General features: G+C 59.8%; 24 protein-coding genes. 5 read left to right on the top strand and 19 right to left on the bottom strand.

Annotated elements, in window-relative coordinates; translation table 11 throughout:
* Positions 1-1,200, top strand: coding sequence for an aminotransferase class I/II-fold pyridoxal phosphate-dependent enzyme (locus AC6I8F_RS21375; RefSeq protein WP_498028848.1), 1,200 nt, complete (start codon positions 1-3; stop codon positions 1,198-1,200).
* A gap of 143 nt (positions 1,201-1,343) precedes the next feature.
* Here the strand turns inward: AC6I8F_RS21375 and AC6I8F_RS21370 are convergent, their stop codons facing one another.
* Entirely contained in the window at positions 1,344-1,745 is a 402-nt protein-coding gene (locus AC6I8F_RS21370) for an H-NS family histone-like protein (RefSeq protein WP_021509031.1), read from the bottom strand.
* Between the two features lie 713 nt (positions 1,746-2,458).
* On the opposite strand from AC6I8F_RS21370, the gene fhuE reads away from it, so the two are divergent.
* Positions 2,459-4,657 (top strand): ferric-rhodotorulic acid/ferric-coprogen receptor FhuE, encoded by a 2,199-nt coding sequence (gene fhuE / locus AC6I8F_RS21365; RefSeq protein WP_498028847.1) that lies wholly within the window; start codon positions 2,459-2,461, stop codon positions 4,655-4,657.
* A gap of 134 nt (positions 4,658-4,791) precedes the next feature.
* Here the strand turns inward: fhuE and AC6I8F_RS21360 are convergent, their stop codons facing one another.
* Complete coding sequence (locus tag AC6I8F_RS21360) at positions 4,792-5,691, bottom strand: nickel/cobalt transporter (RefSeq protein WP_498029021.1); 900 nt, start codon at positions 5,689-5,691, stop codon at positions 4,792-4,794.
* A 160-nt stretch (positions 5,692-5,851) separates the two neighbouring features.
* Here AC6I8F_RS21360 and fetA point away from each other — a divergent pair, with 160 nt between their 5' ends.
* Both fetA and fetB read left to right on the top strand, forming a co-directional pair.
* Complete coding sequence (gene fetA / locus AC6I8F_RS21355) at positions 5,852-6,520, top strand: iron efflux ABC transporter ATP-binding subunit FetA (RefSeq protein WP_498028846.1); 669 nt, start codon at positions 5,852-5,854, stop codon at positions 6,518-6,520.
* Positions 6,507-7,268, top strand: a complete 762-nt coding sequence (gene fetB / locus AC6I8F_RS21350; RefSeq protein ID WP_498028845.1) for an iron efflux ABC transporter permease subunit FetB — start codon at positions 6,507-6,509, stop codon at positions 7,266-7,268. Before fetA ends, fetB begins: the two co-directional genes overlap by 14 nt.
* Before the next feature lie 83 nt (positions 7,269-7,351).
* Here the strand turns inward: fetB and AC6I8F_RS21345 are convergent, their stop codons facing one another.
* Genes AC6I8F_RS21345 through AC6I8F_RS21300 form a run of 10 tightly spaced genes read right to left on the bottom strand, consistent with a single transcriptional unit; the run spans position 7,352 to position 17,403 of the window.
* Positions 7,352-7,651 (bottom strand): YicS family protein, encoded by a 300-nt coding sequence (locus AC6I8F_RS21345; RefSeq protein WP_498028844.1) that lies wholly within the window; start codon positions 7,649-7,651, stop codon positions 7,352-7,354.
* Positions 7,648-8,670, bottom strand: coding sequence for an HAD family hydrolase (locus AC6I8F_RS21340; RefSeq protein ID WP_498028843.1), 1,023 nt, complete (start codon positions 8,668-8,670; stop codon positions 7,648-7,650). The genes AC6I8F_RS21345 and AC6I8F_RS21340 overlap by 4 nt, the downstream gene beginning before the upstream one ends.
* Positions 8,667-9,683, bottom strand: coding sequence for an oxygen tolerance domain protein (locus AC6I8F_RS21335; protein ID WP_498028842.1), 1,017 nt, complete (start codon positions 9,681-9,683; stop codon positions 8,667-8,669). The genes AC6I8F_RS21340 and AC6I8F_RS21335 overlap by 4 nt, the downstream gene beginning before the upstream one ends.
* Entirely contained in the window at positions 9,680-11,167 is a 1,488-nt protein-coding gene (locus tag AC6I8F_RS21330; protein WP_498028841.1) for a VWA domain-containing protein, read from the bottom strand. Before AC6I8F_RS21330 ends, AC6I8F_RS21335 begins: the two co-directional genes overlap by 4 nt.
* Positions 11,164-12,141: a VWA domain-containing protein gene (locus tag AC6I8F_RS21325; RefSeq protein ID WP_498028840.1), complete on the bottom strand. Its 978-nt coding sequence runs from the start codon at positions 12,139-12,141 to the stop codon at positions 11,164-11,166. Before AC6I8F_RS21325 ends, AC6I8F_RS21330 begins: the two co-directional genes overlap by 4 nt.
* Entirely contained in the window at positions 12,134-12,571 is a 438-nt protein-coding gene (locus AC6I8F_RS21320; protein ID WP_498028839.1) for a DUF4381 family protein, read from the bottom strand. The genes AC6I8F_RS21325 and AC6I8F_RS21320 overlap by 8 nt, the downstream gene beginning before the upstream one ends.
* Positions 12,552-13,481: a DUF58 domain-containing protein gene (locus tag AC6I8F_RS21315; RefSeq protein WP_159377678.1), complete on the bottom strand. Its 930-nt coding sequence runs from the start codon at positions 13,479-13,481 to the stop codon at positions 12,552-12,554. The genes AC6I8F_RS21320 and AC6I8F_RS21315 overlap by 20 nt, the downstream gene beginning before the upstream one ends.
* Complete coding sequence (locus AC6I8F_RS21310; RefSeq protein ID WP_498028838.1) at positions 13,478-14,479, bottom strand: AAA family ATPase; 1,002 nt, start codon at positions 14,477-14,479, stop codon at positions 13,478-13,480. Before AC6I8F_RS21310 ends, AC6I8F_RS21315 begins: the two co-directional genes overlap by 4 nt.
* A complete protein-coding gene (locus tag AC6I8F_RS21305; RefSeq protein WP_166710413.1) occupies positions 14,476-15,771 on the bottom strand; it encodes an anaerobic sulfatase maturase in 1,296 nt (431 codons plus the stop codon). The genes AC6I8F_RS21310 and AC6I8F_RS21305 overlap by 4 nt, the downstream gene beginning before the upstream one ends.
* A 48-nt stretch (positions 15,772-15,819) precedes the next feature.
* Complete coding sequence (locus AC6I8F_RS21300; RefSeq protein ID WP_127834936.1) at positions 15,820-17,403, bottom strand: arylsulfatase; 1,584 nt, start codon at positions 17,401-17,403, stop codon at positions 15,820-15,822.
* A gap of 621 nt (positions 17,404-18,024) precedes the next feature.
* On the opposite strand from AC6I8F_RS21300, the gene AC6I8F_RS21295 reads away from it, so the two are divergent.
* Positions 18,025-18,291, top strand: coding sequence for a YdgH/BhsA/McbA-like domain containing protein (locus AC6I8F_RS21295; RefSeq protein ID WP_058770242.1), 267 nt, complete (start codon positions 18,025-18,027; stop codon positions 18,289-18,291).
* 154 nt (positions 18,292-18,445) lie between these two features.
* Here AC6I8F_RS21295 and AC6I8F_RS21290 read toward each other — a convergent pair whose 3' ends face one another.
* From AC6I8F_RS21290 to AC6I8F_RS21260, 7 genes are read right to left on the bottom strand one after another with little or no spacing between them, the layout of a single operon-like run.
* On the bottom strand, positions 18,446-19,294 hold the full coding sequence (locus tag AC6I8F_RS21290; RefSeq protein ID WP_498028837.1) for a VOC family protein: 849 nt from the start codon (positions 19,292-19,294) through the stop codon (positions 18,446-18,448).
* 23 nt (positions 19,295-19,317) lie between these two features.
* Positions 19,318-19,695, bottom strand: a complete 378-nt coding sequence (locus tag AC6I8F_RS21285; protein ID WP_031280000.1) for a peptidase dimerization domain-containing protein — start codon at positions 19,693-19,695, stop codon at positions 19,318-19,320.
* A gap of 2 nt (positions 19,696-19,697) precedes the next feature.
* Positions 19,698-20,801: an alkylhydroperoxidase domain protein gene (locus AC6I8F_RS21280; RefSeq protein WP_498028836.1), complete on the bottom strand. Its 1,104-nt coding sequence runs from the start codon at positions 20,799-20,801 to the stop codon at positions 19,698-19,700.
* Positions 20,802-20,813: 12 nt separating this feature from the next.
* On the bottom strand, positions 20,814-21,818 hold the full coding sequence (locus tag AC6I8F_RS21275) for a putative FMN-dependent luciferase-like monooxygenase (protein WP_021509049.1): 1,005 nt from the start codon (positions 21,816-21,818) through the stop codon (positions 20,814-20,816).
* Entirely contained in the window at positions 21,815-23,425 is a 1,611-nt protein-coding gene (locus AC6I8F_RS21270) for a dipeptide ABC transporter ATP-binding protein (protein WP_498028835.1), read from the bottom strand. The genes AC6I8F_RS21275 and AC6I8F_RS21270 overlap by 4 nt, the downstream gene beginning before the upstream one ends.
* Positions 23,422-24,279, bottom strand: a complete 858-nt coding sequence (locus tag AC6I8F_RS21265) for an ABC transporter permease (protein ID WP_498028834.1) — start codon at positions 24,277-24,279, stop codon at positions 23,422-23,424. The genes AC6I8F_RS21270 and AC6I8F_RS21265 overlap by 4 nt, the downstream gene beginning before the upstream one ends.
* Positions 24,276-25,220, bottom strand: a complete 945-nt coding sequence (locus AC6I8F_RS21260) for an ABC transporter permease (protein WP_288421732.1) — start codon at positions 25,218-25,220, stop codon at positions 24,276-24,278. The genes AC6I8F_RS21265 and AC6I8F_RS21260 overlap by 4 nt, the downstream gene beginning before the upstream one ends.
* Positions 25,221-25,223: the final 3 nt, after the last annotated feature.

The following is a 25,223-nucleotide window of genomic DNA, read 5'->3' as shown; positions in this document are numbered from 1 at the left end:
ATGATCACCCTATCGAAGCGCGTACAGTCTGTGTCGCTCTCGGCTAACGCGGCGGCACGTCAGCTGACGCGCCAGCTAAAAGAGCAGGGCGTGGATATTCTTGACCTCACCACCGGTGAGCCGGATTTTGATACGCCCGCGCACATCCGTGCCGCCGCCAGCGCCGCGATGGATGGCGGTGAAACCCGTTATACGCCGACCAATGGCACCACCGCGCTGCGTAAAGCGGTGCAGGCCAAACTGGCGCGCGAGAATCAGCTGCAGTACGCGCTGGAGCAAATCTGTATCGCCAACGGCGCAAAACAGATCATCTTCAACGCTTTTGCCGCGACGCTAAACGACGGCGACGAGGTGATTGTGCCCACGCCATACTGGCCAACTTTCCCGGACAGCGTGCGCTTCAACGGTGGCGAGGCGGTGCTGCTGCCTTGTCCGCTTGAGCAGCAGTACAAGCTGCAGCCGGCGCAGCTGGCGCAGGCGATCACTGAGAAAACCCGCTGGCTGGTGCTGAACAATCCCGGCAATCCCTCTGGCATGGTGTACAGCGCACAGGAGTTGCAGGCCCTGGCGACGGTGCTGCGCGATCATCCCAATGTGCTGATTATGCTGGATGAGCTGTACGAACATATCCTGTTTGACGATCGTCAGCACGTTAGCCTGCTGCAGGTGGCGCCGGAGCTGGCTGAACGCATTTTGCTGGTGGGAGGCGTGTCGAAAACCTATGCCATGACCGGCTGGCGCATTGGTTTTGCTGCCGGGCCGCAGCCGCTGATTGATGCCATGGTAGTGGTGCAGTCGCAGAACAGTTCTGGTGCCAGCGCCATCAGCCAGGCGGCGGCGGTTGCGGCCTTTAACGGTGGGCTCGATTTTCTGCCCCCGCAGCGCGCCGCGTATCAGGCGCGACGCGATGTCATTGTGCAGCAGTTGCAGCAGGTGGCCGGCATTGAAGTGCTGCAACCTCAGGGCGCATTTTTTGTCTTTTGCCGCTGTGCAGGCCTGCTGGGCAAAACCCGGCCTGACGGTGCCGTACTGCATGACGAACAGGATGTGCTGAATTATCTGCTGGAGAGCGGTGTGTCCGGCGTTGCGGGCAGTGCTTACGGCCTGTCGCCGTATTTCCGTTTGTCGATCGCCACGGATATCGATAGCGTTGAGGAGGCGGGTAAACGCATTGCGCGCGCCTGTGCAGCGTTAATCTGACGGGCGGGTGTGGGAAGGCGTAATAGCCTGATCACCTCGCAGCACACTTCATGAAAGGATTGCATGAAAGCATTTAGGGTGCCGCGATACAGGGGCGGTGATGCGGCAATTAGCCGGTTCCGCCCCGATTTCCTGCGACTGGATTAAATCAGAAAATCATCCAGCGAACCGCCAGCGTCAATCGCTGACTTTATCGGCGAGGGAGTACGACCCTGACCGGTCCAGAATTTCTCATTACCCTGTTCGTCGGTAAATTTATACTTCGCCGGACGCGGTGCACGTTTTGCTTTGCTCTTCGTTTCACCCTGGTTTAATTGCGCCAGTTCATTAATTGTAATGCCGTCTTTGCGCAGCATCTCTTTATATAACGCCAGCTTCTCTTCTTTTTCGCGCTGTGCAGCACTCTCTGCAGCCGTCTCTTCGCGGCGTTCGGCGACCACCACGGCAAACTTCTCCAGCATTTCGTTTAATACCGCAACCTCAATATTACGTGCTTCAGCACGCAGCGTACGAAGATTGTTCAATGCCTTGAGTGCATCGCTCATGTATAAACCCTTATTACTGATACCACTGATTTGAAAGCGTGCATTCTACGGCAATTTTATTCAAATGGAAATATTCACCCGCCGACAGATTTGTCCGGAAATATGCCCCGACCTGTACAGTTTTTGATTGGGCGTAAAGATTTTTGTCTCTTCATTGATTACGCATAAACATGTTAGCGGCTGATTTAATATTACTCGCCACCTACGTCAAGCCGTTCATTTAACATCGCGGCATCTCACGCAATATACGTCACGGCGATTTACAGCTTAATAAATGGCGTCATATAAACAACGCAGCGATTGCTGCAGGGATTAAAAGCGTAACTGGTCAACCTTAGCGCAGAAAAGGAAATTTTATAAACACCTTTCCTATCGGCAGCGTAATTATAAATCAATGGCGGTGACCGGGTACGAAGCTGGTAAATGCGTGGTGTTCAGATGCCAGATCAGGATGCAGGGACAGCCGTTCAGGCGGGGAGGCCGTAGGTCACGCACCGGTTGACTGAGATTAAGGATGATTTCAGGCGTGATAGTTTCCTGTAAAGCAGCCTCAGGGCCGTTACTCCCTGAAGCATAAGATTTTTTCTCAGTGTAAAGGCGTCAGAAAGGCAGTAACAATTTCTTGCAATGTTAATCTTAATGCGTATATTTCTCATTTGCTTTCTTAACCACATGCTCACCACAAAATAACGATAAGCCGATTGAGGAATATTATGTCTTGCAAAGAGATGCGCGTCCGGAACGCAGGTCTTGCGCCGCAGCGCGCGCTGCGCCTGTCACTGCTGGCAGTGCTGGTTGCCTCGGGTGTCGCGCAGGCGGCCGATACGCAAAACAGTGAGGCCACCCTGACCGTTGATGCCAGCGCCAGCGCAGAAGCGCAGCAGGCGCAGGCCGCAGCGGATTACAGCGTACCGGTGACGCGGGCCGGCACCAAAATGGCGCTGACCGCACGTGATATTCCCCAGTCGGTCACCATCATCAGCAAGCAGCGCATGCAGGATCAACAGCTGCAGTCGCTGAACGACGTACTGAGCAACACCACCGGCATCCACGGTGTGGCCGCCGATATGGACCGCATCAATTACTATTCGCGCGGTTTCCTGATCGATAATTACATGACCGACGGCATTCCGACCGCGTTTGCCCAGCGCTGGAACCTCGGTGATGCGCAGACCGATACCGCGCTGTACGAGCGCGTCGAAGTGGTGCGTGGCGCAACGGGCCTGCTGACCGGACCGGGCAATCCTTCCGCTGCCATCAACATGGTGCGTAAACATGCCGACAGCAAAGAGTTTACCGGTAGCCTTGAAGCTGGCTATGGCAGCTGGAATAAGCAGCGTTACGTCGCCGATCTTTCTGCACCGCTGTCAGCGGAAGGCAACGTGCGCGGTCGCCTGGTGGCCGGTTATGAAGACAAAAACAGCTTCATTGAACGTTACGGTGCCGATAAGAAGTTTATTTACGGCGTGGTCGACGCTGATGTGACGGACGCCACCAGACTGTCTGTTGGTTATGAATTCAGCCAGGTAAATACCGATTCACCGATGTGGGGCGGCGCGCCGCGTTGGTACACCGATGGCACGCAGATCCACTCGCGTCGCGGCTATAACACCGCGCCAGAATGGGCTTACAACAACAAAGAAAATAAAAAGGTCTTTGTTAACCTGCAGCAGAATTTCGATAACGGCTGGAACATCACCCTTAACGGCACGCATAACGAGATGTTCCTCGACAGCAAGCAGCTGTATCTCGACGGTTACTTCGACAAAACCACTGGCGCAGGCGTCTCTGGCTATGCCGGCTATCCGGTGGTGGGCGGAACCGGCTACAACACCGGCAAACGTAAAGTGGATGCGGTCGATGCCTTCGCCAGCGGTCCTTATGAACTGCTGGGCCGCCAGCATGAGCTGATGGTCGGGGTGAACTACAGCCGTCAGGACAACAAATATTACAGCGCCTGGGCCAACATTTCGTCAGCCGAGCTGGGTAACTTCAACCAGTTTAACGGCGATTTCCCTGAAACCGATTGGAATCCGCGTGAACCTGCGGCCGACACCCAGCTGGTGCGGCAGAAGTCAGCGTATCTTGCGACGCGCATCAATCTGGCCGATCCGCTGCACCTGATTGTCGGGGCGCGCTACACCAACTGGAACCGCCAGACGCTGACGGCAGAGATGGAGAAAAACAACATCACGCCGTACGGTGGGGTGATTTGGGACTTCTACGATAACTGGTCTGCCTACGCCAGCTACACTTCGGTGTTCCAGCCGCAGGATTATCAGGATGCGTCAGGCGCTTATCTCTCGCCGGTGATTGGCAAAAACTACGAAGCTGGCGTGAAATCTGACTGGTTCAACAGCCGTCTGACCACCTCGGTATCGATCTTCCGCACCGAACTGGATAACGTGGGTCAGAGCACCGGACAGACCAATGCGCAGACCGGTAATACCATTTACGTGGCGAAGAAGGGCGTGGTAAGTCGTGGCGTCGAGTTTGAGGTGAATGGGGCGCTGACCGATAACTGGCAGATGACCTTTGGCGGGACTTCGTATGTGGCGGAAGACGCCAACGGCGATCGCTACAATTCACAGCTGCCGCGCACGTCGTTCAACCTGTTCACCAGCTATCGCCTGCCGATGCTGGACCAGCTGACGCTGGGTGGCGGTGTGAACTGGCAGGCGAGAACTTACGCGGATATCAGTGGCCCGGATGGCAATGGCACCTGGCGCACCCGTCAGGGCAGCTATGCGCTGGTGGATCTGTTCGCGCGCTACGACGTGACCAAAAACCTCAGCCTGCAGGCCAACCTGAATAACCTGTTCGACAAAGAGTACGACGAAAACGTCGACAGCACCGGCATCGTCTACGGCGAACCGCGCAATTTTATGCTGTCCGCGAAATACCGTTTCTGATCATTAAGCCAGAGCCCAAAGCGGCACCTGACGTTCCCTCTCCCTGGGAACAGGCCGCACCTGACATTCCCTCTCCCGCGTGCGGGAGAGGGTTAGGGTGAGGGGAAAACCGCACCCACCCCAAACCATGCACCTCAGCATCCCGCCGCAATATAATCCCCGTTGGCACTCACCGGCACCACGGTAAAAAACAGCACCAGCGCAAACATCACCAGCAATATCCCACCGGCGATCCGTACCGCTCTCAGCAGCGATGCCGCCTGCGGCGAGCGCTCTGCCAGCCATAGCTGCCCGGCGCGCTGACGGTAATGCTGCACAAACAGTGCCAGCGCCACCAGCGCCATGCCGGTACCGAGCGCCATACTCATCACCGCCAGCATGCCCCAGCGCGTAATGCCGATGACGCTGGCGAACAGCAGCACCGTCAGCGCACCGCTGCACGGCCGCACGCCGGTGGCAATAATAATACCCGCCCAGCTTTTCCAGTCCCTGCCGTGCCCAGCCGCGACGCCATGCGCGTGGCCGCAATGATCATGATGATGCTCCGCTGGCGGCCTGCGCCAGGCTTGCAGCAGCAGCATCACGCCTAACCCGGCAATGAACACAGCGCTGGCTTTCTCCAGATACCAGCGGCTCAGGCTGAGATCGCCGGTCGTCAGGTTAAAACCAACCGCGAGGATAAAGACAAAGGCAATCGCGCTCAGGCCCTGCACCATGCTGCCCAGCAGCGGCACGCTCAGCGCCACGCCGCGCGGGGGTTGATGGGTGGTCAGCCAGGTGGTAACGATAAATTTACCGTGCCCGGGACCCACCGCGTGCAGAATGCCGTAAATGAAGGTCACAGCCAGCAGCCACAGTCCGGCACTGTACTGGCCGCTATTGATTTGCAGTAAATGGGTAACCAGCAGCCGGTGCAGCTGAATCTGACTTTGCAGCGCCCATGCCTGAAACGCGCTCCAGTGCAACGACAGCAGCGTCAGCGCGCTCAGCAGCAGCACGCTCGCGCAGAGAAATCCGGTTTTGGTGGCGGTCATAGTAATGAAGAAAGTGGTCCTGAATGTCACCAGCATGCGGATTTCTACCGCGTTGTAAAGCCACGGCGGTTAAACGGCTGCCGCTCTCCGCATCGTGACGCATTCCCCTGCCTTGTGCAGCTGTCTATAATCTGCCGACAATTTCTCACGGATGCCTTTTATGTCTGCTGATTCTCCTTTGCTGGCGGTACAAGACGTCACGCTGGCCGTGCAGGGGCGCACCTTGCTGGCGCCGGTATCACTGCAGCTGTACGCAGGTGAAACGCTGTTGCTCATCGGCCCGTCCGGCAGCGGCAAAAGCACGTTGCTGAAAATTATTGCCTCACTGCTGGAGCCCGATAGCGGCCAGATCCTGTTTCAGCAGCGGGATATTCACTCGCTGAAAGTCGAACACTATCGCCAGCAGGTCTCCTACTGTTTTCAGACACCGCAACTGTTTGGTGACACGGTGTACGATAACCTGGCGCTGCCGTGGCAGCTGCGTCAGCAACAACCGTCGCGCGAGCAGCTGGTGGCGGCGTTGCGCAGTCTCCATTTATCCGGCGACCTGCTGGACGAAAACGTTGCCGGACTCTCTGGCGGTGAAAAGCAGCGGGTGGCTTTGCTGCGCAATCTGCAATTTCTGCCACAGATATTGTTGCTGGACGAAGTGACCAGCGCACTGGACGAGTCTAATAAACAACGGGTTAACCAGCTGATTGCCGCGCTGGTGGCGGAAAAAGGGCTGGCGGTGATCCGTATCAGTCATGACGTACAAGAGATCGATGCCGCTGAGCGTATTCTGCGGCTCACCCCACCCGCAGCGGGAGAACAGCATGAGTCAGCATAATATCAGCGACAGCTCGCTGCTGCTTTCACTCATGCTGGTGCTGGTGGCGCTGCTGATTAGCCAGAAAGAGAAGCTGGGGATGAGCAAAGACATTCTGTGGAGTGTCACACGCGCCATTATCCAGCTGGTGATCGTCGGTTACGTGCTGAAGTCAATTTTCGATGTCAATAATGACTGGCTGACGCTGCTGATGGTGCTGTTTATCTGCGTCAATGCAGCGCTGAACGCGCGCAAACGCAGCCGGCGGATCGATCATGGTTTTATCATCGCGCTGGTGGCGATTACCAGCGGTACGGCACTGACGCTAACGGTGCTGCTGCTGAGCGGCGCCATTGCCTTTGTTCCCATGCAGGTGATCCCAATTTCCGGCATGATTGCCGGTAACGCCATGGTGGCGGTCGGGCTGTGTTTCACCAATCTCAATCAGCGCTTTAGCGACAACCAGCAAAAAATCATGGAGATGCTCAGCCTGGGGGCACCAATCAAACGCGCATCCGCCGGGCCGATGCGTGACAGTATTCGTGCCGCGATGATCCCCACCGTTGACGGCGCGAAAACGGTGGGGCTGGTGAGTCTGCCAGGCATGATGTCCGGGTTGATTTTCGCCGGGATCGATCCGGTAAAGGCCATCAAGTACCAGATTATGGTGACGTTTATGCTGATTGCCACCGCCAGCCTGTCGACCATCATCGCGGCGTATCTGTCCTACCGTCGTTTTTACACCGCGCGGGCGCAGCTCAAACCGTAGATCACGCCTGAAACCTTAGCGCCACGCCGCTGGCCTGTTCCGCGCTGACCACGATGGCGTCTGGCGTTTCCTGTCAGCGACGATCAGCTAAAATCCGGGCAGGTTATCTGCGACATCAGCTGCTGATAATGCTGATGCTTGCCCATCTTCAGCGCATCAGCAGCCTGCAACAGCGCGTTGTGATTGCTCTTATCCGCCAGAAAGGTCTGCTTGATTTTTTCGTCGGCGATTGAGACCGGCACGCAGCAGTGAGTGCGCAGATCGTTGATCATGGTCTGCTGCCGCAGCGCCAGCGCCAGATTCTCATACGGCGATACCGCCAGCGCAGACGTGGCACTCAGGGTGAGCAGGGCGATCATGGCAGTGAAAGTTAATGTTTTCATTTTGCTTCTCCTTGATGAACGGAAACGGCGGCCGGGCACTGGGTGGGATCGAACACCGTGCGCCAGTCCTGTTTCATATCGACAACGGTCCAGCCATAGTGCGCGGCCAGCCTGAGACCGTAAACCAGTTTGCCGCTGGCCGGCGGATGCGCATCGTAGGCGTATTCCCGCTGTGCATCGGTGTGATGCACCAGCAGGCCGAAGGTGCTGGCGGCAGGGTTGCCCGAGGTGTATTGCAGCATCGGCACATCGCCGTCGCTGTTGCCGAACGCTGCTACCGGCCGATGACCCATGAACAGATGGATGGCCACCGGTTTTGCGGCTTCATCATCATAAAATGCACCATTCATGGTTTTCCGCAACTGCGTGCCGTTGTCGCTGAGTGAAAATTCCGCAAGGGAAAACGAGCCAACCACCTGCTCAGGTGGAATGCCGTACATCTGTTCCGCCAGCACGCGCATAAAATCGATGCCGCCGCCGGAGATAATCCAGGTGCGGAAACCGTGAGCGCGCAGATAATCCAGCAGCTGGCGCATCGGCAGATAGCCCATGCGATCGTAGCGGCAGCCAAAACGCGTATCCCGCTGCGTCGCCACCCAGTTCTGCACGTGTTGTGCAAACTCATCGGTGGTGATACCGCTGTGGGTCAGCGTCAGCAAATGCATCAGCCCCTTTTTCCCGCTGGCGGCAATAGCGGCCGTGTTGTTGCTGAGCACCGCCTGTACCAGCGCATCCTGCTGCCACTGCGGATGCTGCGGCGCCAGCCGTTTCACTTCATCGAGCGCAAACTGCAGCTGAAAGGTGAGCGGTGCTTCCGGCCATAGCGTGCCGTCATTATCGAACACCACGTAGCGCTGGTTAAGAGGAATAAAGTCAGCGCTGCCGGCGCGGGTGGTGTCATCCACCCACTGTGTAATGGCACGCTTTGCCGCACCGTCACGCCAGGCGGAGAGATCGTCAGCCTGACTGACGCTAGCGAGGCACAGCGTGAGGCCCGCCAGTATAGAAACAGTTTTCATCGGCGACTCCTGTGATGTGGAACGAGATCGGGCAGCGCATGAATACGCCACAGGCGGCTCCACGCATGGCCGGCAAACATCAGCGCCTGACGCAGTAAACGGCGGCCAGCCCACAGCACCGCGACGAGGAGAACCACGGTTGCGGCGAGCAGCAGCCACTGCCACCAGGGGCGTTCAGGCCCGGCACGCAGCACCTGTTCGCTGCCGGCCGTGCGCGCAGGCAGAATGTCATAGTGATGGGCGGGCAGCGTGGCGAGCTGCCATGTCTGTTGTCGGGTATCCCACCAGCGCAGCTGCACCGGCGGCAGCGTCAGGCTGCCGGCGCTGTCCGGCAGATAGCGCAGCCGCTCGCGTCGCTGGCTGCCAGTGATTTCACCGCGTCCGCTGGTCAGGACGCTAACCTCGGGCGTCAGCAGTTGGGTACTGGCACCGGGCAAATCGATCAGCACCGGTGGAATCTGTCCGGAGACCACACCACTGGCCTGCAGCGTAATCTGACGTTCCACCACGTCGCCTGCGTGCAGCGCGTCGCCCTGCGCGGCACGATACAGCGTCACTTTTTCCTGCAGATGAAGCGTGGCGGCGGGCAGGAAGCGATCCGGCTGCTGCACACCCGGCGGCCAGCGCACATTTTTTTCCAGCGCTGGCAGCGTAACGGTCTGCGGCGGCTGGCCCGCGGATTGCAGGGTGATGTCCAGCGCCGGCAGCTGCAGTTTGCCCTGATCCCAGGCCATCAGCTGGCGCTCCATGCGGATGCCGCTCCAGCTGACACCGTCACGCTGACGCGATACCAGCTGATTGGGAATGGCCGCCGGCAACAGCGTGCCGTTGCTGACCGGGAAGTCAGGCCACTGTGGCGGCGGGTTAAACCAGCTATCGGTCCAGTAGGTTACCGCGGCACGCAGCGGCTGACCCGGCACCAAACGGTCATCGCCCACCAGCTCGCGCGTGATGTCCATCGCGGCGCGCGCGGGCCCGGTCAGCAGCAACAGGCAAATAAGCAGCGTTCTCATGGTGACTCCTGACGATAGAGATTTTCCAGCAGGCCACCGGGCGACAGGCTGAGATTGTCGTACCACTGACTGACCTGCGGTGCCGCGTGACCTGCAGGCTGCATGACCTGCTGTTTGTGCAGGTCTTTTTTGCTGCCGTCAGGATCGTAATCCTGCTCTTTTCCCTGTGCCGCCTGGCGATCGCGCTCCTGCTGACGAAGCTGCATCACAATGCGCGCGATGCTGGCGCGATTTTGCTGTGCCATTCGCCAGTCGGGACGCAGGCTCAGCGCCTGATCGTAATGCTGCAGCGCCTGCTGCCACTGTTTCTGCTGCGCCAGGCTGTTGCCCAGCCACAACAGCGATTCAGGCGTCACAGGCGCCTGACGAAAAGCGCCGCTGGCGGCAGAAAAATCACCGGCATAGTAGAGCGCAATGCCGCGGCGCAGCGGATCGACATAGTGCTGCGCCGCGCGCGCGTAATCCTGCCGTTGAAAGGCATGTTGCCCTTGCAGGTCGGGCGGGATAAACGCATCCAGCAGCGCGGCGGCCGCCGGCGGCGTTATCCCACTGAGCGGCAACACAATCAGCACGATCAATATCTGACGACGCCACCACAGCAGCAGCAACAACATCGGCGCAATCAGCCAGTAGCCGCTGTTGTGCCACGGCAGATCCCCGCGACTGTTTTGCTGGGCGCTGAGGCTTTGCTGAATATGGCGCCTGATGGCAGGCAGATCGCTGTCATCGGGGGTGGCGAGCGTAACCGCCACGCCGTTAGCGCGTAGCTGCTGGAAGCGCGCCACGTTGAGGCGGGTATCAATAGCCTGACTGGCGAAAGCGGGCGGCAAGGGGCCGCCTGGCGCAGTGCCGGGCACCCACAGCTGCAGCGGCAGCGAGGTCTGGCTGAGCAACCGGGCATCTTCCTGGCGCAACGTATCGGTCACCAGCACAATGCTGCGCGGCGTGTCCGGCAGATTATCATCGGCCAGCCTGAGAGCGGCCGCCAGGCCATTGCCCTGACCGTCCGGCAGTAACGTTGGCTGCTGCGCCTGCAAGAACAGCGAGTAAAAGGCCGGATCGTTGGTCAGCGGCGTGGTCAGCCAGGCACCGCCGCGATACACCACCAGGCCAAAGTGGCTACCCGGCATCTGCTGCATCAGCTGAGCGATCTTATGCTGCATGCGCTGATGCCGGTCGGGCGGGAGATCCTGCGCCAGCATGCTGAGATCCTGTTGCAGAATCACCATCACGTTACTTTGCGGCGTAACGCCGCCCGGCAACGCCTTCTGCCATGACGGCCCTGCCAGCGCCAGCACGCCGAGCGCCAGCAGCCACGGTACGGGTGACAGCCGCTGCAGTCGCTTACCGGTAATCAGGGCGTGAAACGGCGCTGTCATAATGCGCTGCCAGGCGCTGCGCGGCGCGCGCAATAGCCACGCCAGTGCCAGACAAACCAGCAGCCCGGACAGCCACCACGGGTGCATAAAATGAAAGCCATTCATGCTGCACGCTCCCGCAGGCGCGCCAGCAACAACGCCGCGGTTAACAGCGCCAGCGCCGCGCCGAGCGGCCAGGCAAACAGCGGGCGCGTAAACGACAGACCGAGCGTCGCCACCTGCGCGGGCGTTTGGGCGTCAATGGTTTGCCAGACACGTTGCAGGGCGCTGCCTGAGGTAGCCGCCTGAAAGGCGCTACCGCCTGTGATGCGGGCAATATCCTGCATCAGCGCGCTATCGACTTTGTCCTCGCCGCTGGCATTAAGATCGCCAAAGGCGATGGTATCAACCTGCACCTGATGCTCTGCTGCCAGCTGCGCAGCGAGGGCGGGCGGCAGCTGTGAAGCGGTATCGTTGCCGTCGGTAAGTAAAATCACCATGCGGCTGGCGTCCTGTTCCAGGCTGCTGTCCAGCAGTTTGACCGCCACCCCCAGCGCATCGCCGATGGCGGTTTGCTGGCCCACCATGCCGGGTGCCAGCTGGTTTATGCGCGCCAGCAGTGCCTGCTTATCGGCGCTGATCGGCGCAAACGGCCACGCCTGACTGGCAAAAATCACCAGCCCGATACGATCGCGGGTTCGCTGCAGCACAAAATTGTGCACCGAGCGCTGCACCGCCTGCAGGCGAGTGGTGCCCGCGCCGGCGTCGTTTTTCGCCATCGAACCGGAAACATCCAGCACCAGCACCACATTGCGCATCGGCTTATGCTGTAGCTGCGGTGGCAACAGCAGCTCAGGGCGCGCCAGCGCGGCCAGTAACAGCAGCCACACCAGCCAGAACAGCAGCGTTTGAGGCCAGCGGCTGACCGGAGGGGCATTCTCCAGACGCAACTCCCTCACCAGTTCCGGCAGGAACGGCACGCGCACCTCTTCGCTGACCGGCTGGCGTGGCGGTAGCAGAAAGCGCGTCAGCAGCGGCAGCGGCAGCAGGAGCCAGATCCACGGCCAGGCAAAATCGAAGCGGGTAAGCAGTTCAGACATCGGGCAGTGCCTCCAGCCAGCGCCGCAGCTGGCTGCGCAGGCGCTGCATTTCATCAGGCGACAGGCTATTGTCCGGCTGGCAGTAACCGTCAAGCAGCCGCTGATAGGTCGCAGCATCCAGCGGTAGCTCCTGCAGTAACTGGCTGAGGCTCAGTTCACTCACCTGAGCACGCTGCTGGTGCACCAGCCGCACCCGCTTAATCAGCCGCAGCCAGCTATCAATGCTGTTGTCGTGACGTAAAACCTGACGCGCTTCACGCCGCCAGCGGTTGCGCCGCCAGCGCGCTGTGCGCCACAGCGCCAGCAGCACAAGCAGGGCCGCTAACGCGCCTGCCAGCCACCACCAGCCCGCAGGAAGCGGCAGCCAGGATACCGCGGGCGGCAGGTCAGGATGCAGCAGTTGCGGAACGCTAAAGCCTTTTTCCAGCATGCTCGTCTCCCTGCGTTAACTGACGCAATAACGGTTCACTCACCACAATGTGCTGCACGCGGATGCCGAGCCGCAGCAGTCGCGTCTGCTGCTGTGCCAGCCGGGCGGTGACCCGCTCGCTAATCTGCTGACGCAACGCGGGCGAAAGCGGCAGCGTAACGTGCTGATGCTGGTAATGCGCGGCGAGATAGCCCTGATGCGGAAGCCGCAGATGCAGATCGTCGAGCAGCACAAAGGCGGTGATATCACACCGGCGCGCCAGCGCCGCCAGCAGCGCGTCACTCTGAGCGTCAAGATCGTGGAAATCGCTGATCAGTGCCAGCCAGCTTCCGGCAGGCACCTGCGCCCGGATACGTTGCAGCACCTGATGGAGTGGCAGACTGCTGGCAGGCTCCTGCGGATAGCGCGCCGGCAGCTGATTATTCATTTGATGCAGGTCGTTCAGGCACGGCGCCAGGGCGAGTTTCGGCGAGCGGCAGCGCTGCAACCTCAGGGAATCATCGCTGAACACGGCGGCCCCAAGGCGATCGCCATCGTGCCAGCTACGCCACGCCAGCAGCGCTGCCAGATGGGCGGCGGCAACCGATTTAGTCTGCCCGCGTGTGGCGAAATACATATCCAGGCGCTGATCAACCAGCAGAAATACCGGCCGCTCGCGCTCTTCGTTGTACAACCGCACCCAGGGTGTGCGCAGACGCGCGGTGGCCTGCCAGTCGATCAGCCGCACATCATCGCCCGGCTGATAGCGGCGCAGGCTGTCAAAATTGAGTCCGCGTCCCTGCTGACGCGACACGCGCTCGCCGGCCATCGCGCCGGGTGGCAGCTGAGCCGGCGGATTGCGCAGCTGCTGCGCTGCACCCGCCAGCGCCAGCAGGCCGGGCAGGGTGACGGCCAGTGCGGTATCCGTCATGCGACCACCGCATCCAGCAGCATGCGTACCACGTCATCGGCGGTCACCTGGTCGGCGCTGGCCTGATAACTCAGCAGCAGACGATGCCGCAGCACGGCCGGGGCAATGCGCTGAATATCGTCCGGCAACACCGCATCACGCCCTTCGAGCCACGCCTGCGCGCGCCCGGCGCGGTCCAGTGCCAGCGTGCCGCGCGGGCTGATACCCAGCGCCACATAACTGGCAAAGGTGTCGCTGACCTGCTGCGGCTGGCGCGTCATTTCCACCAGCGAGACGATGTAATCTTCCACCGTGGGCGCGACGTAAATGTCGGAGATGGCCTGCCAGCAGCGACCCATATCCACCTGGCTGATTTTCACCGGCGGCGGCGCAGCGGCGCTGACGGCAGGGGTGTCCTGTTCGCGATATTTTGCCTGCTGTTCGGCGCGCACCAGCTGCATCACGCGCTGTTCATTCTCTTTCGAGGGATAGTGCACCAGCACTTTCATCAGGAAGCGATCCAGCTGCGCTTCCGGCAGAGGCCAGGTGCCTTCCTGATCAACCGGGTTTTGCGTCGCCAGCACCATAAATACGCCGGGCAGCGGCCAGCTGTTGCCCGCCACCGTGACATGACGCTCCTCCATGGCTTCCAGCAGCGCCGACTGCACGCGTGCCGAGGCGCGGTTGATCTCATCGGCCAGAATCAGGTTGCCGAACACCGGGCCTGGCCGGAAACGAAACTGCTCCTCTTCACGCGTGGCGTGTTGCTGATAAATTTCGCTGCCGGTGATATCCGAGGGCAGCAGATCCGGTGTGAACTGAATACGGCTGAAGTCGCCTTCAATGTGGCGCGCCAGCTCACGCACCGAACGGGTTTTGGCCAGTCCGGGCAGTCCTTCCAGCAGAACGTGGCCGTCGCACAGCAGCGCGATAATCAGCATGCGCACCAGCTCTGGCTGACCCAGCACCTGCTGGTTCATGCTCGCTTCCAGGTCGAGAAACCGTTGCCGCAGGGTCATTGCGTCACTCCCTGTTTTTCCCGCTCAAGCAGCGTGGCGATACCTACCAGGATCGGCTGAGCATAGGAAAAAAACGCTTTGATGCCGGGACAGAGATAGTTAAGGCCGGGTTCACCCTCTGCGCTGCGCACGATGCGGTTTTTCGGGCATTCGCCCCAGCATAATTTGAGGTAAGGACAGCGTTTGCAGACGGCGGGCAGGGTGTCGCGTTTCCCGAGGCCAAACGCTTTTTGCCGTTCGGAAAACGCCAGGTGCGCCAGTTTAGTGTTGGCAATATTGCCCAACTGATACTCCGGATAGACGTAGTGATCGCAGGCATAGATATCACCGTTTTTTTCAATGGCGAGGCCCTTGCCGCAGAACTCTGAGGTCACGCAGATCTGGCCCGGCAGGCCCAGGGTTTGCGCCACTGCCGTTTCAAACAGGTTAACCTGTACGCGGCCTAAATCATTGTTGACCCACTCTTCAAACACGGCGATGAGAAAGCGTCCCCAGTCATCGGGATCGACCGACCAGTCGGTCACCACCGAGTCGAGATCGCCCGGCCGCGCGCGGCGGGAACCGCTCACCGGGATGCTGTCATCGCGCCAGAACTGCGGCGCGGTTTGGGTAAAATCGACCGGCTCGACGCAGGGATTGAATTGCAGATAGGTCGCGCCCAGTTCGCGCGTGAGAAAGCGGTACACCTGCAGCGGAAAGCGTGCATTGGTCCGGTTGACCGTGACCAGCGCGTTGAACGGCACGCCGTGGCGTTGCAGCGCCGCCACACCCGCCATCACTTTGTCGAAAGTCGGTTTACCGCTGCGTGTTACGCGATAGCGATCGTGCAACTCGCGCGGGCCATCAATCGACAGCCCGACCAGAAAGTGATGCTGCTTCAGAAAGCGCGCCCAGCTATCGTTCAGCAGGATGCCATTGGTTTGCAGATCATTCTCGATGCGTTGTCCTGGCTTCTGATACTTTTGCTGCAGCGCCACCACCTTTTCGAACCACGGCAACCCCATCAGCGTCGGTTCACCGCCTTGCCAGGAGAACACCACCTGATCGCCATCCTGACTATCAATGTACTGGCGAATATAGTTTTCCAGCACCTCATCAGACATGCCGCTGTGATGATCCTGCTGCAGCAGTTGCTCTTTATGCAGGTAAAAACAGTAGTTGCAGTCGATATTGCAGCGCGAGCCGGTGGGCTTGGCCATCACGTGAAAGCGGCGTTTATACGCCGGGCCGATGCCGTTGTATTTTTCCGCCGAGGGCAACGGGCGAACCGGCAGTGTGGTGCTGTATTTCATCAATGCCTCCGAATACCGGGCACGGCGTGCCCGGCTGTGAGTCTTAACTCAGTTAGTGGCCGGGCTGCCTTCGTCAATCAGTTTCTGCACATCCGAAACGGTGAAGGAACCGGGTTTCTGACGAGGCGGGAACTCTTTAAAGCTTTGCAGCATTTCTGCGGCATATTTCTGCGCGCCACCCAGCAGGAACAGACGGTCATAGAACCAGTGGTTGTAATCCATACCGCTGTCACCGCGCTCCAGCGGGTCGATCTCCAGATCGAAGATCAGTGGCGTGCGCAGTTTAACGAACGGATATTTCCACAGGTCGAGGCCGGTGTGTTCCTGAATCATGAAATGGGCTTTCCAGCGACCGTAGCGCATCGCTAACAGATCGCCGTCATCGCTCCAGTAGAAGAACTCATTACGCTGATCGGGCCCTTTGCCCTGCAGGAAATCCAGCTGGTTGTAACCGTCCAGATGCACTTTGTAGGTCATGGCGCTGGTCTTATAGCCTTTCAGCAGCTGCTGTTTGATATCCGGCACGCCCGCTGCGGCAACCAGCGTCGGGAACCAGTCATTGCTGCCGAAAATATCGTTGATCATCGTGCCAGGCTTAATGTGTCCCGGCCATTTGATCATCGCTGGGACGCGGAACCCGCCCTCCCAGCCGGTATTTTTCTCGCCGCGGAATGGCGTCATGCCGGAATCAGGCCAGGTGGCGATCATCGGACCGTTGTCGGTGGTGTAAATCACGATGGTGTTATCTTCGATACCCAGGTCTTTAATTTTCTTCAGCACCTCGCCGATCATTTTATCGTGCTCAACCATGCCGTCCGCGTAGTCGCCGAGGCCGGTCACGCCCTGATCCTGCGGTTTAATGTGCGTTTTGTTGTGCATGCGCGTGGTGTTGAACCAGGTAAAAAACGGTTTGCCCGCTTTGACCTGACGCTCCATGAAATCGTTGTTGGCGGCGAGGAACTCTTCATCCACCGTGCCCATACGTTTCACGTTCAGTGGCCCGGTATCTTCAACCTTGCCATCCGCGCTGGCTTTAATGACGCCGCGCGGACCGAACTGTTTACGGTACTCAGGATCTTTCGGATAGTCCGGGTTCTCCGGTTCTTCTTCGGCGTTCAGGTGATACAGATTGCCAAAGAACTCGTCGAAACCGTGTGCGGTAGGCAGGAATTCATTGCGATCGCCCAGATGGTTTTTACCAAACTGACCGGTGGCATAGCCGAGCTGTTTCAGGATTGAGGCAATGGTCGGATCTTCTTTCTGCAGGCCCTGCGGCGCACCTGGCATACCGACTTTACTCATGCCGGTGCGGAAAGGCATCTGCCCGGTGATAAACGACGAGCGTCCGGCGGTGGAGCTTTGCTCGGCGTAATACGAGGTGAATTTGGCGCCCTCGGCGGCAATACTGTCGATGTTGGGCGTTTTGTATCCCATGGTGCCCTGGTTATAGGAACTGATGTTCCAGTAGCCAATGTCATCGCCAAAAATCACCACGATGTTAGGCTTGCCCGAATTTTGCTCGGGCGCGGTAGAGGGCGTCGGGGATTGAGGAGCCGCATGGGCGCTCCAGGAACAGCAGGCCACAGATAGCATGGACGCTAATAGTGACTTGCTAAAAGGTAATCTGGACATTTCTGCACTCCGATAATTGTATTCCGACCAGGTCAGAATTTTTCCGACCGAATAAGTGCTGCGCAGACGGTTATTTCCTCCTTACCCTGAAAGGACGGCAGATGAATAAACGCATCTTTTTGATAGCTATTTCCCGGTGCGGAATGGCGGTGCTCAGTCAGTCTGATTATCTGTGATTTTAAATAGTTTTTATTAAAGCGTGGCCCGCTGCACGCAGGCTGCGTGCAGGCGAAAAATATGCGGTGTGCGAGAGGATATAAGTAACCAAGGTATAAAAATGCAAAAAATGAGCAGGCTGTGTATCTGGTTATGTAGCAACCATAGCGGCTCATAACTGGAATGCCAAGTGCTATTTTAAAAATGTGAGCGGCAGAGTGATTTTTTTCTGCTGTATCGCACTGCTCCGCATTTCGTCTAGGGAATTTCTTATTTTGAATAAGCTTAAAATAACTTAATATATTGTAATATATGAATAAATTTTCTGTGGGCTGAAAGTGGCTGGTTATTTTTTACGAGGCGGGTCATATTTTTCAGCGTTCAGGTTTGCGTTATTTTTATGGCTCACCTAAGCCTTAAAAGGCCATCCGGAACGGGATGGAATCAATTAATCTGGGGTGATTTATGAAAAAAATTACGGTAGCAATAATGTCATTGCTGGTGGCGTCAACTTTCTCTTTATCGGCTCTGGCAGCGCAGGAGATTACTAAAGAAGAGGCTAAGCAGTATCAGGAAGTTGGTAAGGTTAGTACCAATAATGAATACAGTTCACCGGCAGAGGCCATGGCTGAAATCTCGAAAAAGGCCGATGAGATGGGGGGTAAATATTTTGTGATCACCTCCGGCAAAGAAGGCAAGAAAATACAGGGTACGGCAACAGTGTATAAATAATAAATTATACGCTGCAAATCAGGCGTGATAGTCATTGCAACAGGCCGTTTTAATAACGGCCTGTTGTCGTGTTTCTATTTCTACAGTAAGCGATGAGATTAAGATCTGGTTCGCTTGCCAGGTCGTCAGCAGGCAATCTACTCCGACAATGCTTTCATAGCTGAAACCGCAGCGCCACGCCGCTGGCCTGTTCCGCGCTGACCACGATGGCATCCGGCTCTTCGCGGAAAGGCACATCGCCCAGCAGCAGGCTGGCTTTCACCCTGCGTAAGTCGCTGCTGCGCAGCGTCAGCGCGGCCATACGCGCACTGCCGTCATAATCGGGCGGCAGGCCGGTAAAGCGCTGCGTCACATAGTGCGCAGCGGCAAAGCGCACGGTGGCCACGCCCGCTTTCAGCACAAACGCGCCCTGCTGACAGGCGGTGAGATTATCAGCACCAAATAAACGACTGTAGGGCAGCGCGGCGGCTGCCGGATCCTGGGCCACCACTACAAATTCAATAATGTCGGTCACCGCGTTGGGATGCTGCTGCCACACTGGCTGCCAGACCGCCTGCGGTGTCTCATGCTGGCAGAAAAAACTGCGTCCGTTTGGCACCAGTGCGGGGCGCAGGCGAACGGTGCGAAAACGCGCCTGCTGTGCGCTGCCATCCGGCAACTGCACCGGCCGGTAAAAACTGGCGGCGGGATCGCCATCAATATCCTGACTTTCCAGATAGCGCCACACTGCATCGGCATCGCCGGTTTTCCATACCAGACCGCTCAGGCCCGCCGGTGCCTGCCAGATATCCTGACGCCGGTGCGCACGCCCGGCTTCATAGCCCAGCAGTTCCAGATAATTATCACCAAACACCGCCAGATGATTACTGGAACCCAGCGAGTGATGGCCGCGTGGCGTGAGCTGGAAACCGAGCCGGCGATACAGCGCGCTGGCATCATCCAGCCGATCGGCAACATTGATCACTGCATGATCGAGCTGTGGAACGGGTACCGGTATCGCCATTATCTGCCTCCTGGTTCGCATCATTACGATGACCGCGGTGTCGCGCTGCGTTCGGCTTCGCGTTGCGGTTGCCAGGCGAGCTGCGCTTCAGCGCCGAACGCCCGGGCAATATGGCTGACCAGCGTCGCGGCCTGCGCCGATGACCGCTGGCGCGCGCTGGCATCCTCGCTGTGCAGTACGCCCTCCACGACGACCTCTGGCGGCAGCACGTTCCAGCTGTTGCCGCCCTGAAAGCGGGTGACATCCAGTCCGGCGGCCGCCAGCGCGCTGACGATGTGGCTGCCGGTAACGATACTGTCGATGCCCTCATGCGGACGTGCAGCGTGAGCGCCTTTGCCGTGAATGGTGATATGAAAATGGTCAGTAAACGCTGCCGGTGTGGCAGATAACGTGTGTGTCATGGTCATCCCTGCGGCTGTTCGGGTAAGAAAGGTTCGCCCAGCGTTAGCATCAGGCGGTTGGCCCAGGCAAAAAATGCGGCGGACTGGATCAGGTCCAGCAGCTGCAGCGTATCCAGCCCGTGCTCGCGCAGCGCCTGCAGCTGGGTCTGGCTGCTGGCGACCGGGGTTAGCGATAAGGTGGCGACAAAATCGATAATCGCCGCCCAGCGCACGGACTGGCCGTGTGCCAGCTCGGCACCCGGCGCGACATTCAGGAGTTTCTGCACCGCAGTCTCATCTTTTGACAGCTGACTGGCTTTGCGGGCATGCACGGACGCGCAGTAAATGCAGCCGTTGACTTTACTCACCACCGTGGCCGCCAGTTCGCGCTCGGCGCGAGGTAAACCGCCCGGCGTATAAAAGATGCCTTTATCCGTCAGCGTGCGTTGTTCCAGCAGCGGCAGATTGCGCGCCAGCAGACGGAAATAGTCGGACTCGCTATGACCGTTTTTTGCCAGCGTCGCCTGTTCTTCCGCCGTAAACTCGCTGAGCGGTTTGGCTGCCAGCCACGGCTCCCAGCCCAGCTCCTGCTGGGTAAACGCGGTGAGCGCAGTCTGACCGCTGGCCGTGAGCGGGGCGCTATGCCATTTGCCAGCCACCGCATGGGGCTGGGCGCGCGATGCTTCACCGCTCAGCAGGCGCAGGCCGGTCAGCAGGCGACTTTGAAAGCTGACAAATCCCACCAGCTGCGCCAGCGTGACGATGCCGCGCGGCGTCCAGCCGGCATGGCGCAGCGTGGTCAGTTGTTGCGGTGTGGCGTCGACCGGATGCAGGCTCAGCAGCTCAGCAAAGGCGCGACCGGCGGCAAAGCGCGCATCTGCCGGGCTTTCGCTGGATTGCTGCTGATAGTGTGCCTGCAATGATGTGACGCCGTGCCAGCCCGCGACCTGCCCGGCGAGCGCGTAACGCTGCGCCAGCGGGAAATCGTCGTCATCCTGGCCAAACAGCACCTCATAGCTGCCCTGGGCGTGTCGGGTCGCGGCCTGACGCACGTTGCGCGCCTCTGCCAGTTGCGCCGCCGGGTCGATATCGGCCAGCGCCGCCAGTAAATCTGTAGCCTGAGACATGGTTTTCTCCTGTTAAGCGGTACCCAGCGCACGCAGCGTGGGGGCAATATGTTCAGCAATTAACGCCACCGAACGCAGCGTATCGGCGTGCGGCGGATCGATAGAGTGCACCTGGAAGGTGATGTCGGTGGCGCGCGTCAGCGTGCTGTCGGCCAGCAGCGAAGCCAGCACCGCGTCCGCATCGCCGATATGCGCATCGAGCTGGCGCGCGTGGCTCTCCAGCGTGCTGCCGGTGATGTCGTGGCCCGCCTTGCGAAACTGCTCTGCCTGGCGCTGCAGACCGGGCGCGGCAAGGCGGCGCGCGTAGTCGTTCGAGTCGGCAACAAACGCGGTGCGTGAAGCCAGGATGCGGGGCGCAACGCCCGACGGCAGCGCCGCGAGATAAGCATCGATCATCGGGTTTTGCAGCTGCTGCAGCGACAGGTCCGGCTGGCCCGCCGGCCGCGGCTGGGTGCGCGATAACATCAGCCCGTGACCGGCCTGGCCGGCACGCGTCGCGCCTGCAACGGAAAAGGTGGCGATCCACACGCGCTGCGCCAGCGTGGGAGCCGGCGGATAGAGATGATTGTCCGGATGGGCCAGCGTGTCGCCGCGCCACGCGCTGAGCAGCGTATGCAACTGGTCGGCAAACACGCCAGCGCGCTGTTCGCTGGTCAGGCCAAACGGCAAGAATGAGGTCGGCGTGCCGCCGGATCCGAGCCCCACCTCCAGTCGTCCGTCGCTCAGCAGGTCCAGCACCGCCGCGTCTTCGGCCACGCGCAGGGCATTTTCCAGCGGCAGGGTGATGATGCCGGTGCCGAGGCGGATATGACGTGTGTGCGCGGCCACGTGAGCAAGAAACACCAGCGGTGAGGGCAGCCCGCCTTCCTTTTCATGAAAGTGGTGCTGCGCGATCCAGGCACTGTCAAATCCGCAGCGTTCAGCGTGCTGAATTTGTTCCGTCGCCAGCCGGTAGCGCTGTTGCGCTGTGGTGTCATCGAGCAGGCGGGTAAAAAAACCGATGCGTTTGCGCGTCATGCAGACTCCTTAATCAGCGGACGGAAAACCGGAATGGCGTCAATCAACGCGCGGGTGTAAGGGTGCTGCGGCGCATTGAACAGTGTGACGGTGTCACCTTGTTCAACCACTTCGCCTGCGCGTAGCACGGTAACGCTGTGTGCCAGTCGTCGTACGGTGGCCAAATCGTGGGTGATAAACAGATAGGTGAGGCCCAGCTCGCGCTGTAACTGTTGCAGCAATTGCAGAATCTGCGCCTGCACCGTGACGTCCAGCGCTGACGTCGCCTCATCCAGCACCAGGATCGCCGGTTGCGGGATCAACGCCCTTGCGATGGCGACGCGCTGACGCTGGCCGCCAGACAGCTCGCGCGGCTTGCGCGTCAGCAGTTCCAGCGGCAGTGCCACCCGCTGCGCCACTTCGTGCACCCGCTGCTGGCGTGCGGCGGCGCTGAGCGAGCCGAAGTTGCGCAGCGGTTCTTCAATGATGTTAAACAGCGTCTGGCGCGGATCGAGCGAGGCGAACGGATTCTGGTAAACAAACTGGATTTTGCGCCGCAGCTGGCGCAGCGCTTCGCCGCGCAGGCTGCTGGCATCAATGCCGTCAATCACCACTTTGCCGCGATCGGCGCGTTCAAAGCCAAGCAGAATGCGCGCCAGCGTGGTTTTGCCGGAACCGGATTCACCCACCAGCGCGTGCGTCGTGCCGCGTGGCACCGTCAGGCTGACCGCTTTCGCCACCGTCAGCGTCTGCTGCCTGCCAAGCGCAAACTGTTTATCGATGGCGTTGAGCTGAATCGCCGGTGTGGAAAAACGGGCTGCGGACGGATAAGGCAGAGCGGCAGCATCGGGCACCGCGTCCTGTAACAGCTGGCGGGTATAAGGATGCTGTGGCGCGCTGACCAGCGTCGCTGCGCTTCCCTGTTCCTGGATCTCGCCGTGACGAAACACCAGCAGACGGTCAGCGCGTTCCGCGGCCAGCGCCAGGTCGTGGGTGACAAACAGCACGGCGGTGTCGAACTCACGGCGTAGCTGGTCGAGCAGATCGAGAATGCGCTTTTGCACCGTGACATCGAGCGCGCTGGTTGGCTCATCGGCGATGATCAACTGTGGTTGCAGGGCGAGCGCGATGGCAATCAGCACGCGCTGCTTCATCCCGCCAGAGAGCTGATGCGGATATTGATGCAGGCGCTGCTCCGGATGGTTCAGCCCAACTTTTTGCAGCAGTTCCAGTACGCGCTGCTGGCGCGCGGTCCGGCTAAGCTTCTGATGCAGCTGCAGGATCTCGCCAACCTGATCGCCAATGGTCTTCACCGGATTAAGCGAATTACCGGGATCCTGCGGCACCAGGCTGATATGCACGCCGCGCACGCTGTCCATGCGCCGGGATGACCAGCCCGCGATGTCGGTGCCGTTCAGCAGGATTTTACCGCTATCGCGCCGGGCATTGTCCGCCAGCAGACCGATAATCGCCTGGGCCGTGGTGGTTTTGCCTGAGCCGGATTCACCGACCAGCGCCACCATTTCGCCCGGCTGCAGGGAAAAGCTCACGTTATGCACCACTTCACGCCACACGCCGCGCTGGCGATAGCTGAGGCTGAGGTTTTCCACGCTTAATAGCGCTGTCATGCGTCACCTCCTGCCAGCTGACGGCTGACGCGATTCGCCGCCAGCACCACGGCGACCACCACCACGCCGGGAAAGGTAGTCAGCCACCACGCGGTAGCCAGATAGTTGCGGCCTTCGGCGATCAGCAAACCCCATTCGGGGGTCGGTGGCGGCGTGCCATAGCCGAGAAAGCTGAGGGTTGAGAGCGCCAGAATGGCCTGACCGAACTGCAGTGCGGCGAAGGCAATCACCGCGGTCAGCGAGTTCGGGACAATGTGGCGCCACAGTACCTGCCAGAAACGGCCGCCACTGCCGAAAGCCGCTTCCACATATTCACTGCGGCGTACCCGCACCACTTCGCCGCGCGCCAGCCGGGCAAAACTGGCAATCGAAGCGATGCCCACCGCCAGCGCAGCGTGCACGGTGCCAAAACCCAGCAGGATCAGCAGGCTTAATGACAGCAGCAGCGCCGGGATTGAAAGCAGCACATCAACCAGTCGCATCAGCGCCTGTTCAGTGCGGCCGCCCACGGCCCCGGCCAGGACGCCCAGCGCGGTTCCGCCAGTGAGCCCCATCGCCACCGCCGCGACCGCCGCAGAGAGCGACTGCGAGGCGCCATAGACGATGCGCGCCAGCAGGTCGCGTCCGAGTTGATCGGTGCCGAGCCAGTGCACACTGTGCGGCGCTAAGCGCTGCGCGCCGGCAATGCCTTCGGTCGGGCTATAGTGGGTGAACAGTTGCGGTGCCACGGCCGCCACGAATGCCAGCGCCAGCACCGTCCATGCCAGCCACAAGCCAGGCTGCAGGCGACGGGCACGATCGCGCCGCAAGGCCGGCTGTCCCTGACGCGCGGTAGAGTAATCGACCAGACTCATGAATTTCCTCCGGCTACGGTTTGCAGACGTGGGTCGAACAGCGGCATCAGCAGATCGACCAGCAGGTTGATCAGCACAAACGCCAGTGCGGAGATCATCACCACCGCCTGTAACACCGCCACATCCTGATTGTTGACCGCCTGCTGGGTCAGCTGGCCGATGCCGCTTAAGCCGAACACGGTTTCGGTAATCAGCGCGCCCGCGATCAATTCCCCCAGCAGCAAACCGGCCACATTGAGCACCGGCAGCAGCGCGTTGCGCATGATATGGCGCCACAGCACGTGTTGTGCGCTGGCACCTTTGGCGCGGGCCACGGCGACAAACGGCTGAGTAGCAACCTGATCGATGCTGCGCAGCAGAATCTGGGCCAGCGGGGCGGAGATGGGCACGGCGACGGTCAGCACCGGCAGAATCAGTCCCTGCAGGGGCGATGGGTTGATCACCGGAATCCAGCGCAGTTGAAAGGAGAACAGCTGAATCAGCGCGATGCCAAGCCAGAACGTCGGCAGCGAAATAAACAGTGCCGGCAGCGACTGCAATAGCGTACGCAGCAGGCGCAGCGCCGGCAGTCGCGCCAGCGCCGCCAGTGCGAAGGCCACCACGCAGGCAACGGCAAATCCGGCCAGCGCCAGCTGCAGCGTGGCGGGCATATTGCTGTGCAGCAGATCGCTGACCGGCACACCTGCCTGCACCGAGTAGCCAAAGTCACCGCGCAGCATCGCCAGCAGCGTATGCAGATACTGCTGCCAGATCGGACTATCGGCACCGTAGGCCTGGCGCATCTCTGCAATTTGCTGCGGGCTGAGACCCAGATCCGGATTCTGGAACTTGATCAGCACCGCATCGCCCGGCAGCACCTGCAGCAGCAGAAACGACAGGGTAAACGCCGCCCATAACACCAGCAGGCTTTGTCCCGCTCTATGCAGCAGTGCGTGTCGCATCAT

Source organism: gamma proteobacterium symbiont of Axiagastus rosmarus, from assembly GCF_059730925.1.
This window is presented reverse-complemented; position numbering and strand designations above follow the sequence as displayed.

What these genes read in the sequence shown, in the direction of transcription:
- AC6I8F_RS21260 (WP_288421732.1), bottom strand. Translation starts at nt 25,220, where the DNA reads ATGCGACACGCACTGCTGCATAGAGCGGGACAAAGCCTGCTGGTGTTA.
- AC6I8F_RS21345 (WP_498028844.1), bottom strand. Translation starts at nt 7,651, where the DNA reads ATGAAAACATTAACTTTCACTGCCATGATCGCCCTGCTCACCCTGAGT.
- AC6I8F_RS21315 (WP_159377678.1), bottom strand. Translation starts at nt 13,481, where the DNA reads ATGACGGATACCGCACTGGCCGTCACCCTGCCCGGCCTGCTGGCGCTG.
- AC6I8F_RS21270 (WP_498028835.1), bottom strand. Translation starts at nt 23,425, where the DNA reads ATGACAGCGCTATTAAGCGTGGAAAACCTCAGCCTCAGCTATCGCCAG.
- AC6I8F_RS21370 (WP_021509031.1), bottom strand. Translation starts at nt 1,745, where the DNA reads ATGAGCGATGCACTCAAGGCATTGAACAATCTTCGTACGCTGCGTGCT.
- AC6I8F_RS21305 (WP_166710413.1), bottom strand. Translation starts at nt 15,771, where the DNA reads ATGAAATACAGCACCACACTGCCGGTTCGCCCGTTGCCCTCGGCGGAA.
- AC6I8F_RS21310 (WP_498028838.1), bottom strand. Translation starts at nt 14,479, where the DNA reads ATGACCCTGCGGCAACGGTTTCTCGACCTGGAAGCGAGCATGAACCAG.
- AC6I8F_RS21265 (WP_498028834.1), bottom strand. Translation starts at nt 24,279, where the DNA reads ATGAGTCTGGTCGATTACTCTACCGCGCGTCAGGGACAGCCGGCCTTG.
- AC6I8F_RS21300 (WP_127834936.1), bottom strand. Translation starts at nt 17,403, where the DNA reads ATGTCCAGATTACCTTTTAGCAAGTCACTATTAGCGTCCATGCTATCT.
- AC6I8F_RS21295 (WP_058770242.1), top strand. Translation starts at nt 18,025, where the DNA reads ATGAAAAAAATTACGGTAGCAATAATGTCATTGCTGGTGGCGTCAACT.
- AC6I8F_RS21275 (WP_021509049.1), bottom strand. Translation starts at nt 21,818, where the DNA reads ATGACGCGCAAACGCATCGGTTTTTTTACCCGCCTGCTCGATGACACC.
- AC6I8F_RS21335 (WP_498028842.1), bottom strand. Translation starts at nt 9,683, where the DNA reads ATGAGAACGCTGCTTATTTGCCTGTTGCTGCTGACCGGGCCCGCGCGC.
- AC6I8F_RS21325 (WP_498028840.1), bottom strand. Translation starts at nt 12,141, where the DNA reads ATGTCTGAACTGCTTACCCGCTTCGATTTTGCCTGGCCGTGGATCTGG.
- AC6I8F_RS21360 (WP_498029021.1), bottom strand. Translation starts at nt 5,691, where the DNA reads ATGACCGCCACCAAAACCGGATTTCTCTGCGCGAGCGTGCTGCTGCTG.
- fhuE (WP_498028847.1), top strand. Translation starts at nt 2,459, where the DNA reads ATGTCTTGCAAAGAGATGCGCGTCCGGAACGCAGGTCTTGCGCCGCAG.
- AC6I8F_RS21290 (WP_498028837.1), bottom strand. Translation starts at nt 19,294, where the DNA reads ATGGCGATACCGGTACCCGTTCCACAGCTCGATCATGCAGTGATCAAT.
- fetB (WP_498028845.1), top strand. Translation starts at nt 6,507, where the DNA reads ATGAGTCAGCATAATATCAGCGACAGCTCGCTGCTGCTTTCACTCATG.
- AC6I8F_RS21340 (WP_498028843.1), bottom strand. Translation starts at nt 8,670, where the DNA reads ATGAAAACTGTTTCTATACTGGCGGGCCTCACGCTGTGCCTCGCTAGC.
- fetA (WP_498028846.1), top strand. Translation starts at nt 5,852, where the DNA reads ATGTCTGCTGATTCTCCTTTGCTGGCGGTACAAGACGTCACGCTGGCC.
- AC6I8F_RS21330 (WP_498028841.1), bottom strand. Translation starts at nt 11,167, where the DNA reads ATGAATGGCTTTCATTTTATGCACCCGTGGTGGCTGTCCGGGCTGCTG.
- AC6I8F_RS21375 (WP_498028848.1), top strand. Translation starts at nt 1, where the DNA reads ATGATCACCCTATCGAAGCGCGTACAGTCTGTGTCGCTCTCGGCTAAC.
- AC6I8F_RS21285 (WP_031280000.1), bottom strand. Translation starts at nt 19,695, where the DNA reads ATGACACACACGTTATCTGCCACACCGGCAGCGTTTACTGACCATTTT.
- AC6I8F_RS21280 (WP_498028836.1), bottom strand. Translation starts at nt 20,801, where the DNA reads ATGTCTCAGGCTACAGATTTACTGGCGGCGCTGGCCGATATCGACCCG.
- AC6I8F_RS21320 (WP_498028839.1), bottom strand. Translation starts at nt 12,571, where the DNA reads ATGCTGGAAAAAGGCTTTAGCGTTCCGCAACTGCTGCATCCTGACCTG.